This window comes from Catenulispora sp. EB89, from assembly GCF_041261445.1.
Classification (GTDB): Bacteria; Actinomycetota; Actinomycetes; order Streptomycetales; family Catenulisporaceae; genus Catenulispora.
Genome location: NZ_JBGCCU010000055.1, coordinates 1 through 16587 on the forward strand (window position 1 = coordinate 1; position 16587 = coordinate 16587).

At 71.5% G+C, this 16587-nt stretch carries 14 protein-coding genes and 1 pseudogene; 11 read left to right on the plus strand and 4 right to left on the minus strand.

Going from position 1 to position 16587, the window contains the following annotated elements; translation table 11 throughout:
• Positions 1 to 479 precede the first annotated feature (479 nt).
• A complete protein-coding gene (locus ABH920_RS49725; RefSeq protein ID WP_370356873.1) occupies positions 480 to 977 on the minus strand; it encodes a hypothetical protein in 498 nt (165 codons plus the stop codon).
• 246 nt (positions 978 to 1223) lie between these two features.
• On the opposite strand from ABH920_RS49725, the gene ABH920_RS49730 reads away from it, so the two are divergent.
• The 3 genes from ABH920_RS49730 to ABH920_RS49740 are packed head-to-tail and all read left to right on the plus strand — an operon-like array spanning position 1224 to position 3639.
• The gene (locus tag ABH920_RS49730) at positions 1224 to 1742 is read left to right on the plus strand and encodes a hypothetical protein (RefSeq protein ID WP_370356875.1); all 519 of its coding nucleotides are present in this window, start codon (positions 1224 to 1226) and stop codon (positions 1740 to 1742) included.
• A gap of 23 nt (positions 1743 to 1765) precedes the next feature.
• Positions 1766 to 2974, plus strand: coding sequence for a sensor histidine kinase (locus ABH920_RS49735; RefSeq protein WP_370356877.1), 1209 nt, complete (start codon positions 1766 to 1768; stop codon positions 2972 to 2974).
• Entirely contained in the window at positions 2971 to 3639 is a 669-nt protein-coding gene (locus ABH920_RS49740; RefSeq protein ID WP_370356879.1) for a response regulator, read from the plus strand. Before ABH920_RS49735 ends, ABH920_RS49740 begins: the two co-directional genes overlap by 4 nt.
• A 41-nt stretch (positions 3640 to 3680) precedes the next feature.
• Here ABH920_RS49740 and ABH920_RS49745 read toward each other — a convergent pair whose 3' ends face one another.
• Positions 3681 to 6686, minus strand: coding sequence for a LuxR C-terminal-related transcriptional regulator (locus ABH920_RS49745; RefSeq protein ID WP_370356882.1), 3006 nt, complete (start codon positions 6684 to 6686; stop codon positions 3681 to 3683).
• A gap of 189 nt (positions 6687 to 6875) precedes the next feature.
• On the opposite strand from ABH920_RS49745, the gene ABH920_RS49750 reads away from it, so the two are divergent.
• The 4 genes from ABH920_RS49750 to ABH920_RS49765 all read left to right on the plus strand — a co-directional run bounded on the left by ABH920_RS49750 (position 6876) and on the right by ABH920_RS49765 (position 10537).
• A complete protein-coding gene (locus ABH920_RS49750) occupies positions 6876 to 7640 on the plus strand; it encodes a BTAD domain-containing putative transcriptional regulator (RefSeq protein ID WP_370356884.1) in 765 nt (254 codons plus the stop codon).
• 175 nt (positions 7641 to 7815) lie between these two features.
• Positions 7816 to 8229: a peptidoglycan-binding protein gene (locus tag ABH920_RS49755; RefSeq protein ID WP_370356886.1), complete on the plus strand. Its 414-nt coding sequence runs from the start codon at positions 7816 to 7818 to the stop codon at positions 8227 to 8229.
• A 224-nt stretch (positions 8230 to 8453) separates the two neighbouring features.
• A complete protein-coding gene (locus ABH920_RS49760) occupies positions 8454 to 9311 on the plus strand; it encodes a sugar phosphate isomerase/epimerase family protein (RefSeq protein ID WP_370356888.1) in 858 nt (285 codons plus the stop codon).
• Entirely contained in the window at positions 9308 to 10537 is a 1230-nt protein-coding gene (locus ABH920_RS49765; RefSeq protein WP_370356890.1) for a Gfo/Idh/MocA family protein, read from the plus strand. Before ABH920_RS49760 ends, ABH920_RS49765 begins: the two co-directional genes overlap by 4 nt.
• 61 nt (positions 10538 to 10598) lie before the next feature.
• On the opposite strand, the gene mgrA is transcribed toward ABH920_RS49765, so the two are convergent.
• Positions 10599 to 11591: an L-glyceraldehyde 3-phosphate reductase gene (gene mgrA, locus ABH920_RS49770; protein WP_370356892.1), complete on the minus strand. Its 993-nt coding sequence runs from the start codon at positions 11589 to 11591 to the stop codon at positions 10599 to 10601.
• A gap of 144 nt (positions 11592 to 11735) precedes the next feature.
• On the opposite strand from mgrA, the gene ABH920_RS49775 reads away from it, so the two are divergent.
• The 4 genes from ABH920_RS49775 to ABH920_RS49790 all read left to right on the plus strand — a co-directional run bounded on the left by ABH920_RS49775 (position 11736) and on the right by ABH920_RS49790 (position 16399).
• Positions 11736 to 12632, plus strand: a complete 897-nt coding sequence (locus ABH920_RS49775) for a LysR substrate-binding domain-containing protein (RefSeq protein ID WP_370356894.1) — start codon at positions 11736 to 11738, stop codon at positions 12630 to 12632.
• A 110-nt stretch (positions 12633 to 12742) separates the two neighbouring features.
• The gene (locus ABH920_RS49780) at positions 12743 to 13162 is read left to right on the plus strand and encodes a cysteine/serine endopeptidase inhibitor (RefSeq protein WP_370356896.1); all 420 of its coding nucleotides are present in this window, start codon (positions 12743 to 12745) and stop codon (positions 13160 to 13162) included.
• Between the two features lie 58 nt (positions 13163 to 13220).
• Positions 13221 to 14546 carry an AAA family ATPase gene (locus tag ABH920_RS49785; RefSeq protein ID WP_370356898.1) on the plus strand — a complete coding sequence of 442 codons (1326 nt, stop codon included), beginning with the start codon at positions 13221 to 13223 and terminating at the stop codon, positions 14544 to 14546.
• Positions 14546 to 16399 (plus strand): tetratricopeptide repeat protein, encoded by a 1854-nt coding sequence (locus tag ABH920_RS49790; protein WP_370356900.1) that lies wholly within the window; start codon positions 14546 to 14548, stop codon positions 16397 to 16399. Before ABH920_RS49785 ends, ABH920_RS49790 begins: the two co-directional genes overlap by 1 nt.
• A gap of 24 nt (positions 16400 to 16423) precedes the next feature.
• Here the strand turns inward: ABH920_RS49790 and ABH920_RS49795 are convergent.
• A pseudogene (locus tag ABH920_RS49795) lies at positions 16424 to 16587 on the minus strand (glycosyltransferase family 2 protein); the annotation flags it as partial.

A 16587-nucleotide genomic window follows, 5' to 3' on the forward strand; every position in this document is an offset into this window, starting at 1 on the left:
ACAGCAGCAGGGGTCCGACTTGATACCACCGGACCGGTCTGCTTCCGTGAGGCGACGATGCGACGGGGAACCCGGGACACAGGCGACCACAAGCAACGACCGGCAGCAGACAGCGCGGCCCCCCCTCCCCGGAGCGAGTGCCGCTCGCCGCGCAGGCGCCGCCGGAGGCCCTGCCTTTGACTTTCAGGCACCCACCAAACGCGGCCGCCAGCCGCCAGACCAAACGCGTGCGCAGTGACTCGGACCCGCGCGTGGTCGTGCACACGAACAACCGCCAGCCGCCAGCGCGTCCCCAGGCACACCACCGAACTGCGCCACCCAGCGGATCCTTCTTAAAGCCCTGCGAAGCCGTAAAAAGCTCTTAAAACCCACCACCAAACCGCACCCGCCGCCAGCACCCACACACAACTCACCAGCGCCCCAAAAAGTAGCGGCACTGACTTGCGCCGGTAACCAGCTCGCCCCGCCACGCAAGCTACTCACACCCGCGCCGCCCGGCCGGCCAGCGACGCGGTCCGCGTGAGCATCATCGCCAGGGCCATGAAGATCAGTGCGTCGGTGAGGGCTTCGGCGGTGATCTGGTTCGTCAGCATCCAGCGGCCGAGTTGGTGCGGGAACCAGTGCACCGATCCGTAGGAGAACGCCGCGCGGGCGCCGATCACGATGCCCCAGACCGCTGCGTAGCCGAGGCCTGCGCGGGAGGCGGCTTTGCCGGTGCGGGGGCTGCGATACACCGTGGTCTGGCTCGCGGCGAGCAGGCCGAGCCCCAGGCCGGCGGCCGTCGCCGCGAGTTCGAGGACCAGGCCGGAGCCCGAGCCGACGAAGCCTTTGAGGAACAGGGGGACGATCGCGGCGCTGGTGAGCACCGGGCGCAGGATGCGGAAGGCGCCGACCTTGCGGTGCGGGCCCAGGTCGGCTTCGAGGACTGCGAAGAGGACGATCCCGTTGATGAGCATCGCCTGGTTGAGGCTGTTCATGGTGCTTTCCCCCTGGTCGGACGAGACGGATGAGTCATGTGCGTCCCGTCCAAACTCCGCCCGCGGCCCCCGCGCCGTCGTCACAGCGCGGGGTGACCCCCGGTACTACGCCTGAGCTGCGCCAATCAACCCGGGTGTCACCTCCTGGTGTGACGCTCCACCACCCCCGCCGTCCCTAGCGTTGGCAGCGCCGTCACCAAGACCAGAACAAGTCCGACGGCAAGACCCAACACCGGGGAGAAGAAGATGGGCCCGTTGGAAGTCCTGGCCGCGATCGCGATCGCCGCCTATGTCATCGCCCGCCAGTTCGTCGGCGAGACGCTGCGCGCCAAGCGCGTGGTCGTGCTGCCCGCGATCCTGCTCGTCGTCGGGATCTCGGGCCTGCACCACGGCGCCAGACATCCGGGCCCCACCGACTACGCCTGCATCGCGACCGGGGCCGCCGTCGCCGCCGCGATCGGCCTGGCCCAGGGCATCGTGATGCGGCTGGAAGCGCGCGAGGGCGTGCTGTGGGGCCGGATGCCGAAGGCCGGCCTGTGGCTGTGGCTCGGGCTCGTCGTCTCGCGACTGCTGTTCACCCTCGTCGCCACCGGGCTGGACGCCAAGGTCGCCGCGTCCTCCGCGCCGATCCTCCTGACGCTCGGCGCCAATCGCCTCGCCATGGCCGGCGTGATCGTGCTGCGGGCCCAGTCGATGGGCATCCCGTTCGCTCCCGAAGGCGGCGCGACCTCCGGTCTGGCCTCGCGCCTGAACAGGCCGTCGTGACCGGGCACCGGTACTCTCCCGGTGTGCTGCACACCACGCAATGGCTGCTGAGGACCGCCGCGGTCATTGTGATCGGCGTCGAGACCCTCGCCTTCGGCCCGGACCGGAGCGCGGCGGCCGACGCCGCGACCGCGACGGCGCTCGCAGTGTCCTGTGTCGCCCTGGCGCTGTGGGCGCTCCTCGAAGCCCGAGGCGGGCTGCGGGCCCGCGGCGGCATCGTGCTGACGCTGCTGCTGACCGTGATCGCGGTCGCCGCCGGAGCCGTCTCGACCCAGCACGGCAGCTCCATGATCGGCGTCGTGCTGGTCGCCGTCGTCGCCGCCGGGACCCAGACGGAGCTCGCGACCGGCTGGTACATCGCCGGCGCCGCGGCCGTGGCGATCGCGGTCGGCGGCCTGGCGACCGACGCGGACACCGGCAGCGTCCTGGGCTACCTGCTGATCGTGCTGGTCTCGCTGCTCGCCGGCCACCAGCGCCGCTCCTACCGGGTCCAGGCCGAGCAGTCCGCACTGCTGCTCGAACAGGTCGACCAGCTCCGCACGGAGCAACGGCGCGTCGCGGTCCTGGATGAACGCGCCCGGATCGCCCGCGAGATCCACGACGTGCTGGCGCACTCGCTCGGCGCGCTGGGCATCCAGATCCAGGCGGCGCGCGCGCTGCTGGAAGACCACGACTGCAGCGACGGCAACAGCCACGGCCACTCCAGCGTGGAACGCGCCGACGAAGTCCTGGCCGTGGCCCAGCGCATGGCCGGCGACGGCCTCACCGAGACCCGGCGCGCCGTGAACGCCCTGCGCACCGACACCGCCCCGCTGGACCAGCAGCTCGCGACCATGGCGCGGGAACACCGCCGGCTCCACGACAGCGCGGTGCGCCTGCGGATCGACGGCGACGCCGCCCCGCTACAGTCGGAGCAGACACTCGCCGTCGCACGCGCCGCGCAGGAGTCGCTGACGAACGCCGCCAAGCACGCGCCGCGCCAGGAGATCCAGATCGTCGTGCGGTACGAGGAGGACGCCGTGACCCTGACCGTCGCCAACACCCTCGCACCCGACGGTGCCGGCACCCCCGCGATCGGGCCCGCGATCGGGGTCGCCACAGCCGGATTCGCGACCGTGAACGGCGGCTACGGTCTCACCGGCATGCGCGAACGCCTCCTGCTCCTCGGCGGAACCCTGACCGCGGGCGTCCACGACGGCCGCTGGACCGTCGTCGCGAAGGTCCCGCGATGACCGATCCCCGGCCCGACGCCCCGCTGCGCATCGTGGTGGCCGACGACCAGGCGACCATCCGCGAAGGCCTCGTGCTGATGCTCGACCTCCTGCCGGACATCCAGGTCGTCGGCTCGGCGGCGGACGGCGAGCAGGCCATCGCCCAGGTCGCCGAGCACCGCCCCGACGCGATCCTGCTGGACCTGCACATGCCGGTCCTCGACGGCCTCGAAGTGACCCGGCGCCTGGCCGTCTCGCACCCGGACGTCGCGATCGTCGTGCTCACCACCTACGCGAACGACACCTCGGTGCTCGACACCCTCCGCGCCGGAGCCCGCGCGTACCTGACCAAGAACGCCGACCGCCGGCACATCGCGCGCACCCTGCACAGCGCCGCCGACGGACTGACGGTCCTGGACCCGCGGGTTCAGGAGATGCTGCTGTCCGCGACGTCCGCGGGCGGCAGCACCGCATCCGTGGAGCCCACGCTCACCGACGGGCTGACAGCGCGGGAAGGCGAGATCCTGACGCTGATGGCGCGCGGTTCGTCGAACTCTGAGATCGCCGCGACGCTCTTCCTCAGCGCCAACACCGTCAAGACGCACATCAACCGGATCTTCGCCAAGACCGGTTCCCGCGACCGGGTCGCCGCGATCCGCTATGCCCAGCGGCACGGTCTCGACTGACGAAGCCCCCTGGCAAAGGTTCTCGAACTAAGAACCCTGGTTCATTGCCCCGCGTCCTCGGCCGACTCGCTCCCACCCCGGTTCCCGATGATCCGCGGCAGCTCCCCTCGCGACGACACCCCGAGGCGTCGGTACACCCGCCCCAGATGCGCCTCGACGGTGCGTGGGCTCAGGAACAGCCGCTGCGCTATCTCCCGCGACCGCAGGCCGGCGGCGGCCAGCGCCGCGATCTCGCGCTCCCGGTCGCTGAGCATGCCGAGCGGTCCGGCGCCGACCCCGACCCCGACGTCGGTCCCTGACCCGCCCCCGGACCCGGACCCGGCGGTTCCCGCCCCAGCACCGTCGGCGCCATTAGCGTCCTGCGCATGCCCCGACCCGCCGCCGTCCTGCACCAGGGTCTCCAACGCGGCCCGCGCGCGTGCCGTGTCCTCCTGCACCCACAGCGCACCCAGCGCGTCCGCCGCCGCCGACGCCGCGTCCAGCCACACCAGCGCCGCGTCGTGGCCCTGCGCCGCGTCGGCCGCCGCCGCGCCCATCGCCTGCGTCCAGGCCCGCTGGATCGGCATCCCGGCCCGCTCGAACCGGTCCGCGGCCTGCTCGAAGACGTCCACGGCCAGGTCGGGACGGCCGTCGGCCAGGTGCAGCGCCGCGCGGGCACGCATCGCGCTCGCGGTCTGCCCGGTCAGCCCGAGCCGGGACGCGGCGGCCTCGGCGTCCTCGGTCCAGCCGCGCGCCGCCGCCAGGTCGCCCAGGCGCAGCGCGGCCAGCGCCATCAGGGCCTTGAGCGAGGGCTCCAGCGCGGGCTGCGCGACCGCGACGTCCTGGCCGTCGGCGCGCTCCAGCATCGTGCGCAACGCGCCGTCGGGATCGCCGCCGAGGATCTGCACCTGGGCCGCGAGGCCGAGCGCGCTCAGCGCCCACCAGCTGCGGTGTGTCTCCACGTCGGCGATGGCGGACTCGACGAGCGTCAGGATCTCCCCGAGGTCGCGCCGGCCGTGGGTCCAGATCATCGCCGACGCGCGGATCGCCTTGGCCAGGCCGACACCTTCCTGGGACCCGACGGCGGCGGCGAGCTGTTCGGCCTGAACGGCCCACTCCGTGGCCGTCTCCAGCCGGCCGGTGAACAGGTCGACGCTGGCGATGCACAGGAGCTGGTGCAGGACCACGTGCAGCTGAGTGCCGCCGCCGGCGACCTTCAGTCCGCGCTTCACATGCCGGGAGGCGTCCTCGAACCGCTCAAGGTAGAGCTCTGCGACACCGAGCGTCACGAACATCTCAGGAGACTGACCCGCCTGGGGATCCGCCAGCGCGTCCACCGCGCCGGTGCACAGCCGCACCCCTTCCAGGGCGACGGCGACGTCTCCGACATAAGCGTCCTGGCATACGGCCAGGCAGCGGATCGCGATCTCGGTGGTGTGCTGGGGACGCACCGTGGTGTCCACCGCCGAGCGGATCATCGCGCGGGCCTGGATGTGGTCCCCGCGCAGCGACTGCACCAGCGCGTACTCGTAGACCATCATCACGGCTTCCATCGGCAGCGCGCCGTCTTCCCGCAGCGCCGGCAGGAGCCCCAGCGCCGTGGCGGCGATGGCCTCGGCCTCGGAGTACCGGCACAGCAGCCGCTCGACGTCCGCCGCGGCCCCGTACGCCCGGAGCGCGAGCTGCCACGGCAGGTCCGCGACGTGGCCCAGCACCTCGTGGACCAGGGTCCTGGCCTCGTCCAGCCGGCCCACGGCGATCAGCGCGCGGCAGCGCAGGATCTCCGTCTCGGCGCGCTCCTGGCCGCCGTGCGGGATGTGGTCGAGCGCCAGGCCCGACCAGTGCGCCGCGGCGGCCGGATCGCTGGCCACCACCTCGGCGGCGGCCCGGGCCAGGATCGGCGCGGCGGTCGCGGAGTCGGTGCCCAGCAGGTGCTCGGCGTGCCGGGCCAGCACCGCCGCGGCGACCTGCCGCGCCGCGAGCAGGTCCAGGGCGCGCCGGTGTCCGGCCGACTGTTCGGACAGGCTGGAGTGCTCGTGGGCGACGTGCGCCAGCACCGGATCGCGGAACGTGAACTCGCCGTTGCCGCGCCGCCTGATCAGGTCGGCCTGCGACAGCTCGCCGAGCGCCGTCAGGACGCGGTCGGCCGGGAGCGCGCTGACCTCGGTGAGGTCGCCGGGCCGGAACGGGTCGCCCAGGATCGCAGCGGCGCGCAGCACCGCGCCGGCCTCCGGCGAGAGCAGGTCGAGTTCGGAGGTCAGCGCCGCGGCCTCGCGCAGCAGACCGCCCGGGTCTCCTCCGGCCTGGAACGGCCACAGCACCGGGTCCCAGCCGGCCGCCAGCAGGATCCTGAGATTGCGGGGGCTGCCGCCGGCCGCGTCGCCGAGCCTGCGGTCGTGGATCTCGTCGGTCCCGGTGGCGTTTCCGGTGGCGTTTCCAGCGGCGCTGCCGAAAGCGCTCGCCGCCGAGGCGCCGGTCCAGCGGCCGGCGAGCCCGCGCATGGAGTCCGTGTTCAGCGGCGAGAGCACGACCCGGGTCACGGTTCCGATGCGGACGCCGTCGTCCAGGGCGTCCAGCAGCGCCGGATTGGTCTGCCGCGGCCGGTGCGACACGGCCAGCAGGAACGGCCCCGGCACCGGATTGCGGACCAGCCGCATGGCGATCTCGACCGACATCGGGTCGCACCACTGCACGTCGTCGAGCAGCACCGCGCCGCCGGGCCCGGCGGCCCAGGCGGTGGCGAGCGTTCTGGCCGCCTGCGGATCCAGGGCGCCGCCGAGTTCCACGGCGCCCAGATCCGGATGCTCCTCCCAGGCGCTGCGGAAGATCTGGCCGGGGGCGGCGTCGCCCCGGACCGCGTGCCCGCGGGCCAGCCGCGCGCCGGATCCGGTGACCAGGCCCGCGAGGACGGCCAGCAGGCTGGTCTTCCCCATTCCGGGATCGCCGACGATCTCCAGGATGGTCCCGCGCCCCGAGCGCAGCAGGCTCACGACCTGCTCCAGACGCACGACCTCGGCGTCCCGTTCCACTAGTGGCCCGTCGAAGCGCGAGGGGCTGATGAGTGGCATCGACACAAGGTAAGACTCTCCAATTCCGGGAGCCGGTACTCCATGCGGTGCTTGCTGAATGGTGAATGTTTCCGCCGATGCCGAGTGGCCACGTTCATCAGGCCCTTGACCAGGCGATGTTATCCGGATCTTAGCCCGGTGGGAGGGCGAGCGGCGAGGCTGGAGGCTCAACTACACGGGGAGTTGGCAATGAGGTTCAGGCTTCTTGGTCCTTTGGAGGTCGTCGACGTCACCGGTCGATGGCAGCCCGTCGCCGGACCCCGGCAGCGGATTCTGTTGGCGACACTGCTTCTGCACGCCAACACCCCGGTCTCGGTGGATCAGCTCGCTGAGACGGTGTGGGACGGCGTGCCGCCGGCCGGGTACGCGCAGACGTTGCGCAGCCACGTCATGCGCCTGCGCCGCAGCCTGCAGGAACAGGACGCGGAACGGCTCCAGACCCGGGCGCCCGGATACACGCTTGAGGTTCCGGAGTCCGAGCTCGACACGCACCGCTTCGAGAGCCTGTGCCACGAGGCCGGCGAACACCTGCGCGCGGGCGCCTGGGGCGAGGTCGACGACACGACGGGGCGGGCTCTGGGGCTGTGGCGCGCGCAGCCGCTGTTGGACGTGTCGTCGCAACTGCTCGCCCGGACGGTGTTGCCGCGCTTGGAGTACCTGCGGCTCCAGCTGCTGGAGTTCCGGTTCGAAGCGGCACTGCGGATGGGGCGGGATCACGTGTTGGTGCCCCAGCTCCAGTCGCTCGTCGCGGTTCATCCGCTGCACGAGCGTTTCCACGCGCAGCTGATGCTGTCGCTGTCCCGGACGGGACGCCGCGTCGAAGCGCTCGACGCGTACCGGACGGCGCGGCGCATCCTCATCGACGAGCTCGGCGTGGAGCCGGGGCCGGAGATGGCTCGCGTGCACCAGAGCATTCTGTCGGGCGACGATCCGGTGTTCGGTCGGGCGGCCTGAGAATTCTGCCTGGATCGCAAAGGGCTCATCACAGAGAACAGCTGCCACACAGATGCCACAGGCATCGCACGGGCTTTCCACGCCGGTCAGTCATCGTCGTCGTGACGGCTGCGGCACATGAACTCGCTCCACGCAGGCGTCACTGACAACATCCGTCCGAAAGGGGACCAGAACCATGGCAGATCTCACGATCACCCAGCCGTTCCGCCGCCGTGTCCTCGCCGCCGTCGTAGGCGTCCTGGCCATCGGCACCGGCACGGTGGTGGCCAGCGCGCCGGCGCACGCCGCGAGCTCGGGCCTGTGCGGCTACACGAACGCCCAGCCGGAGATCACCGTCGGCAGCCAGGGCATCGCGGTAGAGCAGGCCCAGTGCGAGCTCAACTACGCGTACGCCTTCGGCCACTCCACCAACTACGGCAACGGGTCGTACCACGGCCTGACCGTGGACGGCGACTTCGGCCAGAACACCGAGGCCGCGACCAAGAACTTCCAGATCCACTGCATGGGCGCCACCAACCCCGACGGCGTCATCGGCCCGAACACGTGGTCCGCGCTGAACTACTGGGTCGCGCAGGCCGGCTACTGCTAATCCCGGCGACACCGGCCGCGACCGGTTGTAGCACCGAACGGCGCCTCGAATGCACTCGGGGCGCCGTTTCCGTGGCAGCGGCCGGCGGAAGCCCTGGGGACGGCACCAGTCCTGACCTCATTCAGAACCGCACCCGCTGAATCCCATCGCCTCCCCCTGTTGGACTCGGGTCCGTCGGCCGCGCCAAGGTGGAAGGCGCAGGGCTCTCCATCAGAGGAGCTGCGATGAGCCGAAATGACAGACAGAATCCCGTGACCTGGACGCTCAGCGGGTTCGGCGACGAGATCAGCCCGGACCCCGAAGTGCAGATCGCGGTGCTGCAGGCGCTGGGCGCGCGGCACATCGAGATGCGCGGGGCGTGGGGCACCAACGTCGTCGACCTGAGCGATGAGCAAGTGGAGACGTTCGCCGCGGTCCTGGACCGGTGGGAGATGGGGGTCTCCGCCATCGCCTCCCCCGTCGGCAAGGTGAACATCGTCGGGGATCCCGACGACGAACTCCGCCGCCTGGCCCGCGCCATCGCGGTCGCGCACCGCTTCGGCACCCGCTACATCCGGATGTTCTCCTTCTACCGGCCCGAGGGGACCAGCGCGGCGGACGTGCGCGATCCGGTGCTCAAGCACATCAGCGCCCTGACGCGGCTCGCCGAGCGCGAGAACGTGGTGCTGCTGCACGAGAACGAGAAGGACATCTACGGCGACGTCCCCGAGCGCGTCCTGGACCTCATCGAGTCGGTGGGCTCCGACGCGCTGCGGATGGCGTGGGACAGCGCCAACTTCGTCCAGGTCGGCGTGGCGCCGTTCACCGACGGCTACGCCATGCTGCGGCCGCACATCGAGTACCTGCAGGTGAAGGACGCCGTCGCGGCGACCGGCGCGGTGGTGCCGGCCGGCGAGGGCGACGGCCAGCTGCTCGACACGCTGACCGCGCTGCGCGACGACGGCTACACCGGCTTCGCCTCGCTCGAACCGCACCTGGCCCTCGGGCACGCGACCGGCGGGTTCTCCGGCCCGGCGCTGTTCGGCCGCGCGGCCCGCGCCCTGGCCGGCCTGCTCGACAGGATCGGAGTGGAGACCGCATGACCCAGGACGACCACCCCACGCTGGCCGTCGCCATCGTCGGCGCGGGCACGATCGGCCGCATCCACGCCGAGGCGGTCGGGCGCCATCCCCGGCTCCGTGTCGCGGCCATCGTCGACCCCGACGCCGCCGCGCGGCACAAGCTCGCCGAACACATCGCGCTCAGCGAGAACTTCGGGCGCGAGGATGCCGACGGAACCCACGAGCACGGCGCGAGCGGCGAGCTCGCCAAGAGCGGGACCGACGACCCCGCCGAATTCGACTCCCTGCCCGCAGCCCTGGCCGCCGGCGGCATCGATCTCGTCGCCGTCTGCGTCCCGACCGGCCTGCACGCCGCCGCCGTCTCCGAGGCCCTGGCCGCCGGGGTCCACGTCCTCGTCGAGAAGCCGATCGACGTCTCGCTCCCGGAAGCCCGCCGCCTCACCGCGCTCGCCGAGGACGCGGCGCGGCGCGGGATCGTCGGCAGCGTCATCAGCCAGCACCGCTTCGACCCGGCGAGCGCGGCCGTCGCGGCGGCGATCACCGACGGCCGCATGGGCCGCGTCACCTCGGCGGTGGCCTCCGTCGCCTGGTGGCGCGGCCAGGAGTACTACGACTCCGCGCAGTGGCGCGGCACCTGGGCCCTGGACGGCGGCGGGGCGCTGATGAACCAGGGCGTCCACACCGTCGACCTCCTGGCCTGGTTCCTCGGCCGTCCCGTGGAGGTCTGCGCGCACGCCGCCATGCTGGCCCACGAGTCCATCGAGGTCGAGGACGTCGCGGTCGCCACGGTCCGCTTCGCGTCCGGTGCCCTGGCCGTCCTGCACGCCACCACCGCCGCCTACCCCGGCCTGTCGGTCCGCCTCCAGGTCCACGGCAGCACCGGCTCCGCCGTCCTGCACGACGACCAGCTGGAGTACTTCCACGTCGCGCGGCACGGCACCGGCGAGACCGGCGGGCCCTACGGCGGCGCCGAACCCGACAACCAGGCCTCCAGCGTGGTGCCCGAAGCGGAACTGCGCGGCAGCCCCAAGCTCGCCGACACCTTCGTCCTCGGCCACCTGCGGCAGTACGAGGACGTCGTCGACGCCATCGAGACCGGCCGCCCGCCGACGGTCACGTTCCAGGACGGCCTGATGGCGCTGGCCATCGTGCGCGCCGTCTACGTGTCCTCGACCCTGGACCGGCCGGTCTCGATCGAGGCGCTGCTGGCCGGCGACCACGACGACGTCGATGTGACAGTGTCCTGATCTCCCGAAACCGGCGGCGACAGCGATGTCACCGCCCGATCAGCGCCCGGTCTGCGCCCGATCAGCGCTTGATCACCGCGTCGATCCGCGCCAGCTCATCGGCGTCGAAGTCCAGGTTCCGCACTGCGGCGACGTTGTCCTCCAACTGCTCGGGGCTGCTGGCGCCGATGAGCGCGGAGGTGACCCGGCCTCCGCGCAACACCCACGCGAGCGCAAGCTGAGCCAGGCTCTGCCCGCGCGACTTCGCGATGTCGTTCAGATCGCGCAGCTGCGTCAGCAGTTCGTCGGTGAGCCGGTCGCTGTTCAGCGAGGATCCGTCGCGCGCGGCCCGGGATCCGTCCGGGACGCCGTCGAGGTAGCGGGACGTCAGCAGGCCCTGCTCCAACGGGGAGAAGGCGATCGAGCCGACACCGAGTTCGCCGAGGGCGTCGAGCAGGCCGTGTTCCTCCGGGCCGCGGTCGAGCATCGAGTACTTCGGCTGGTGGATCAGCAGCGGGGTGCCCAGTTCGCCGAGGATGCGCGCGGCTTCCCGTGTCTGCTCGGCGGAGTAGTTGGAGACGCCGACGTACAGCGCCTTGCCCTGCTGAACGGCCGTGTGCAGGGCCCGCATCGTCTCTTCGAGCGGCGTGTCGGGGTCGAAGCGGTGCGAGTAGAAGATGTCGACGTACTCGATCCCCATCCGGCCCAAGCCCTGGTCGAGTGAGGAGATCAGGTGCTTGCGCGAGCCCCACTCACCGTACGGGCCGTCCCACATCCGGTAGCCGGCCTTGGTCGAGATCACCAGCTCGTCCCGGTGGTGCGCGAAGTCCGTCCGCAGCGCTTCGCCGAGGGCTGATTCGGCGGCGCCGCCGGGCGGGCCGTAGTTGTCGGCGAGGTCGAAGTGTGTGACGCCGAGGTCGAAGGCGCGGCGCAGGATGGCGCGCTGGACCTCAGCTGGACGGCTGGGTCCGAAGTTCTGCCAGAGGCCGAGCGAGACGGCCGGCAGGCACAGGCCGCTGTTTCCGGAGCGCCGGTAGGGCATGGAGGCGTAGCGGTCGGGGTGGGCGGTGTACATCGCGACTCCCAATGCGGTGGGTGGTTCCGGCCCCGGTTCCGCAGGGCCCGCGGCTACTTTTCCGCGAGCGGCGAGCAGAAGTCCAACAGGAGAATCTGCTGGGATTCAGCGGTTTCCCTTCTCAATCGTCTAGGCTCCCGCACCATGGAGATACGCCAGCTTCAGCACTTCGTGTCGGTCGCCGAGGAGCAGCACTTCACCCGCGCGGCGGCGCGGCTGATGGTGTCCCAGTCGGGGCTGTCGGCCTCGATCCGGGCGCTGGAGCGGGAGTTGCAGGCGCCGCTGTTCGTGCGCACGACGCGCACGGTGACGCTCACCGAGGCCGGCCGCGCGCTGCTGGTGGAGGCCGAGCGGATGCTGGCGCAGGAGCGCGCGGCGCGGGAGGCGGTGGCCGCGGTGCAGGGCGTGCTGCGCGGGACGCTGACGCTGGGCGCCGAGCAGTGCGTCGCCGGGGTGCACGTGGCCGGGCTGCTCGCGGCCTTCCGGCGGCTGCACCCGCAGGTGGAGATCCGGTTGCGGCAGTGGGGGTCGGCGGCGCTGGCCGAGCAGGTCGCGGCGGGGCGCCTGGACATGGCCTTCGCGTATCGGACGGAGGAGGATCCGGAGCGGCTGCGGTCGGTGTCGCTGACCAGCGAGCCCATGTACGTGCTCTGCCATCCGGACCACGCCCTGGCCGCCGCCGGCGCCGTGGTGACGCCGCACGAGCTCGGCGGCGAGGTGTTCGTCGACTTCCACCCGGACTGGGGACCGCGCCGCGTGACGGACGCCGCGTTCGCCGCGCTGGGCGTGCGGCGGACGGTGCCGCTGGAGGTCAACGACGTGCACAGCTTGCTCGATCTGGTGGACGAAGGGCTCGGCGTAGCGGTCGTACCGCGGCACTTCCGGCGCAAGCGGGCCAGCCTGGTCGCGTTGCCGCTGAAGGAGAACGGCGACGTCATGTACGAGACCGCCGCGCTGCTTCCGACGCCGGAGGCGACCAGTCCGGCGGCGAGGGCGTTGATGGGCCTGCTGGAGGAAGAGCTCCGAGAATCAAAGTCCTGATGACACGAGGATGACACGGAGTATCTCAAGGGGCGATCCCGGGGCCCTTGACCGTTTTGTCACCATGCCTCATGGTGCTCAGTGGTACTCCTCCAGAGAGGGACAAAGCCGTGCACCTCCCCACGTACGCACGCCCCGTCCTCGCCGTCCTGGCCACCGCGGGCACGTTCACGGTCCTGGGCATCGGTCCCGCCGCCGCGGACATCCCCGTCGGCCAACCGATCGACGGCACCTCCACCTACTACAACGACGCCGGCTACGGCGCCTGCGGCAACCAGATCAACGCCGCCACCGACTGGCTGGTCGCCGTGCCCGCCGCGTACTGGACCACCCCGAACCCGAACAACGACCCGGTCTGCGGGCTGTCGGTGCAGGTGACGTACAACGGGAACACGATCACCGTGCCGGTCCAGGACAAGTGCCCGACCTGCGACCCCTCGCACATCGACCTGAGCCTGCCGGCGTTCCAGTCGCTGGCCGACCCGAACCTCGGGGTCATCGACGTCACGTGGGAGTTCGTCAGCCCCTGAGCCGTGCGACCGCGCGCAACGACTATGCTCGCGGGAAGTTCGCCGGGAGGGGAGAGCCATGTCCGACGGGGAAAGCCCGCTGATCAACGCGTTGCGGCAGGCGGTTCGCTCGGCGCCGGAGCAGGCTGAGTTCCGCGTCGCGCTCGCCGAGGCTCTCCTCGACGCCGGCGACACGCAGGACGCGATCGTCGAGCTGGGTGAGGCACTGCGGCTGGAGCCGGGGTCGGCGCGGGCCCGGGAGCTGATGCTCGCGGCGCTCGGCGGCGGTGCGACGGCGCAGGCGGGGTCCGGCGCGACGGCGGCCGAATCCTCAAGCCCGGCCAGCGAAACGGGTCCCGCCGCCGATCAGGCCGCCAACCAGGCCGCCGACCAGGACCCCGGCTTCGACTGGTCCGCCGCCGAAGCCGAGCTCGACTTCCCCCAGCCGCCCCGCTTCACCTCCTCCCCCAAGCCGGTGTCGGCCGACGACGAGGGCGAGGACCCCGAGAACAGCCCGGCGCACGACGTCGAACGCCCGGCCCTCAGCCTCGCGGACGTCGGCGGCATGGCTGAAGTGAAGGAACGCCTGCAGCTGTCGTTCCTCGCGCCGCTGCGGAACCCGGAGCTCCGCAAGCTCTACGGCAAGTCCCTGCGCGGCGGCCTGCTCCTCTACGGCCCGCCCGGCTGCGGCAAGACCTTCATCGCCCGCGCGGTCGCCGGCGAGATCGGCGCAGCCTTGATCTCGGTGGGCATCTCCGAGGTGCTGGACCTGTGGTTCGGCGCGTCGGAGAAGAACCTGACCGAGCTGTTCGAGCTGGCGCGGCGGCAGGCGCCGTGCGTGCTGTTCTTCGACGAGCTGGACGCGCTGGGCCAGCGGCGCAGCCTGACCCGCAGCTCGTCCATGCGCACGGTGGTCAACCAGTTCCTGGCCGAGCTGGACTCAGTGGGTTCGGACAACGAGGGCGTGTTCGTGCTCGGCGCGACGAACGCCCCGTGGGACGTCGATCCGGCACTGCGGCGTCCGGGGCGCTTCGACCGCACGGTCCTGGTCCTGCCGCCGGACGCGCCGGCCCGCGAGGAGATCCTGCGCTACCACCTGCGCGACCGGCCGATCGCCGAGATCGATCTGGGGTCGCTGGTGGAACGCACCGACGGCTTCTCCGGTGCGGACCTGGCCTACCTGTGCGAATCGGCCACGGAGAAGGCCCTGATGGACGCGGTGCGCAGCGGGGAGGTGCGGTTGATGGGGATGGACGACTTCGACGCCGCGCTGAAGGACGTGCACCCCTCGACCGGGCCGTGGTTCGACGCCGCGCGGTCGGTCGCGCTGTTCGCCAACGAGGGCGGCACGTACGACGACCTCGCGGCGTACTTCAAGAACCGCAAGGGCTCGAAGGGGCTCTGATGGCGGACGAGGAGTCGCTGCCGCTGCGGGCCGCTGTCAAGCGCGCGATCGCCCTGATTCGACTGGAACGCTATAGCGAGGCCGAACCGATTCTGCGGAAGGTGTTGGCGACCGAACCCGAGCACTACGGGGCGTTGGTGCACCTGGCGTGGCTGCTCGATCTCGTTGAACGCCGGGATGAGGCGTTGGAGACCGCGCGGCTGCTGATCGCGCTCTGGCCGCAGGACAGCGAGGGGTTCTACAGAGCCGCGCTGATCCACAAGCAGGATAAGGAGTTCGACGAGGCACTGGCGCTACTCCGACGGGCTCTGGAGATCGCGCCTTTCGAGGGCCGCCTGCTGCGGCAGTACGCACAGGTGCTCGGACGTTTTCCGGAACGGCGTGCCGAGGCGCTGGCGGTGGCGGACCGGGCGATCGAGGTGGATCCGGAGGTCGGGGACAGCTTCCAGACGCGCGCGATGGTGCTCGTGGACGAGTACCGGTGGCAGGAGGCGGACGGCGCGATGGAGCAGGCTCTGCAGCTGGAGCCGACGAACACCGCGTTCCTGATCCAGGCCGGGATCGTGAAGCTGCGGTTGGGGGCGATCGAGCGGGCCCGGGAGGCGTTCACGTCGGCGCTGCGGCTGAAGCCGAAGCCGTCCCGGGTGCGCGAGGTGCTGGACACGCTGGAGACGCAGGGCCTGCCGGCGCCGATGCTCGACGTCTACACGCTCGGCTGTGAGGCGCTGGACATTCCCGACCTGGGGACGCCGGGGACCGCCGGCACCGATCCGGAGCTGCTGCGGACGCAGGCGCGGATCGCGACGTCGATGTGGCGTGCGGCGGTGTACAACCACGCGTGGTCGAAGGATTCCCGCGACCGCTGCCGTGCCCTGGTGACGGCGATGCTGGGCGCGGACCCGGGGCTGGTGCCCGCGCGGCTGCTGGCCGCCGAGATCGCCGGCGACGACGATCGGTACGAGGACCTGGTGGCGCTGGCGAAGCCGCTGGTCGCCGAAGGCGAAGCCACCCGCGCGCTGTTCCGGTGGACCGTGTACGCGCTGGAGGACTTGGAACGGCTCGACGAAGCCCTCGAACTCGCCACCGAGGGACGGCGCCGCTTCCCCGACGCGAGCGAATCCGTGTCGCTGCAAGGCCGGATCCTCGCCGAGCTGGGACGGCACGACGAGGCCGTGGCCGCCGCCGAGGCCGCGGTGGAGCTGGCGGGCGACGATCCGGGGGCGCTGACGTCCGCCGCGAACATCTACAAGCGGCTCGGGATGAAGGACGAGGCAAAGGCGGCGTACAAGGCCATCCTGCGGGTCGCCCCGAACCAGACGACGACGCTGTTCCAACTGGGCTCGCTGTACATGCTGGCCTACCAGGACCACCGCGCCGCCGAGCGCCTGATCCAGCGCATCGACCTCCCGGACGTCGGCGGCGACCGCACCGCGGTCCTCGGCCAGATCCGCTTCCAACTCGGCAAGTGGGACCAGGCCATGGCCGACTTCGAAACCGCGATCGCCACCCCGATGCGCGACCCGGTGACGGTCCCGGGCATCATCCTCGGCCTGCAACTGTTCGGCCCCCCGAAGCGCTTCCAACCGCTCCTCGACCGGTGCGTCGCCATCCGCGCCGACGGCGACCCCGCCGAACCGGTGACGATCCAGAAGCTCCGGCTCGCGGCCTTCACCCTGGTGAAGTACGGCGCCCTGCCGGAGGCCGCCGAGGTGCTGGCGCAGATCCTGGAGCTGGACCCGGAGAACCACGAGGCCACGATCATGGCGAAGGTCGTCGCCGACCCCGAGGAGCCGGAGCACGCGGAGGCCATCGCGGTGGTGTTCGTGGCGGACGCGCGTGATGACGAGCTTTGAGTCACCCCACCCGCACCCCCACCCTCACTCCGGCCGGGACCGAACAATCAGGTCGGCGAGCAACGCCATCGAGGCGATGATCAACCCCGACAACAACAACAACGCCGTGTTCTGCGCGAACCGGAACGGATGCACCACCAGATCGAACACCGCCTTCACCGCGCCGATCCCCACCAACCACAACGCCG

Bases quoted from the DNA above. Each gene is read 5' to 3' on its own strand.
- ABH920_RS49760 (WP_370356888.1), top strand. From the start codon at position 8,454: ATGAGCCGAAATGACAGACAGAATCCCGTGACCTGGACGCTCAGCGGG.
- ABH920_RS49755 (WP_370356886.1), top strand. From the start codon at position 7,816: ATGGCAGATCTCACGATCACCCAGCCGTTCCGCCGCCGTGTCCTCGCC.
- ABH920_RS49740 (WP_370356879.1), top strand. From the start codon at position 2,971: ATGACCGATCCCCGGCCCGACGCCCCGCTGCGCATCGTGGTGGCCGAC.
- ABH920_RS49730 (WP_370356875.1), top strand. From the start codon at position 1,224: ATGGGCCCGTTGGAAGTCCTGGCCGCGATCGCGATCGCCGCCTATGTC.
- ABH920_RS49785 (WP_370356898.1), top strand. From the start codon at position 13,221: ATGTCCGACGGGGAAAGCCCGCTGATCAACGCGTTGCGGCAGGCGGTT.
- ABH920_RS49750 (WP_370356884.1), top strand. From the start codon at position 6,876: ATGAGGTTCAGGCTTCTTGGTCCTTTGGAGGTCGTCGACGTCACCGGT.
- ABH920_RS49765 (WP_370356890.1), top strand. From the start codon at position 9,308: ATGACCCAGGACGACCACCCCACGCTGGCCGTCGCCATCGTCGGCGCG.
- ABH920_RS49790 (WP_370356900.1), top strand. From the start codon at position 14,546: ATGGCGGACGAGGAGTCGCTGCCGCTGCGGGCCGCTGTCAAGCGCGCG.
- ABH920_RS49745 (WP_370356882.1), bottom strand. From the start codon at position 6,686: ATGCCACTCATCAGCCCCTCGCGCTTCGACGGGCCACTAGTGGAACGG.
- mgrA (WP_370356892.1), bottom strand. From the start codon at position 11,591: ATGTACACCGCCCACCCCGACCGCTACGCCTCCATGCCCTACCGGCGC.
- ABH920_RS49725 (WP_370356873.1), bottom strand. From the start codon at position 977: ATGAACAGCCTCAACCAGGCGATGCTCATCAACGGGATCGTCCTCTTC.
- ABH920_RS49775 (WP_370356894.1), top strand. From the start codon at position 11,736: ATGGAGATACGCCAGCTTCAGCACTTCGTGTCGGTCGCCGAGGAGCAG.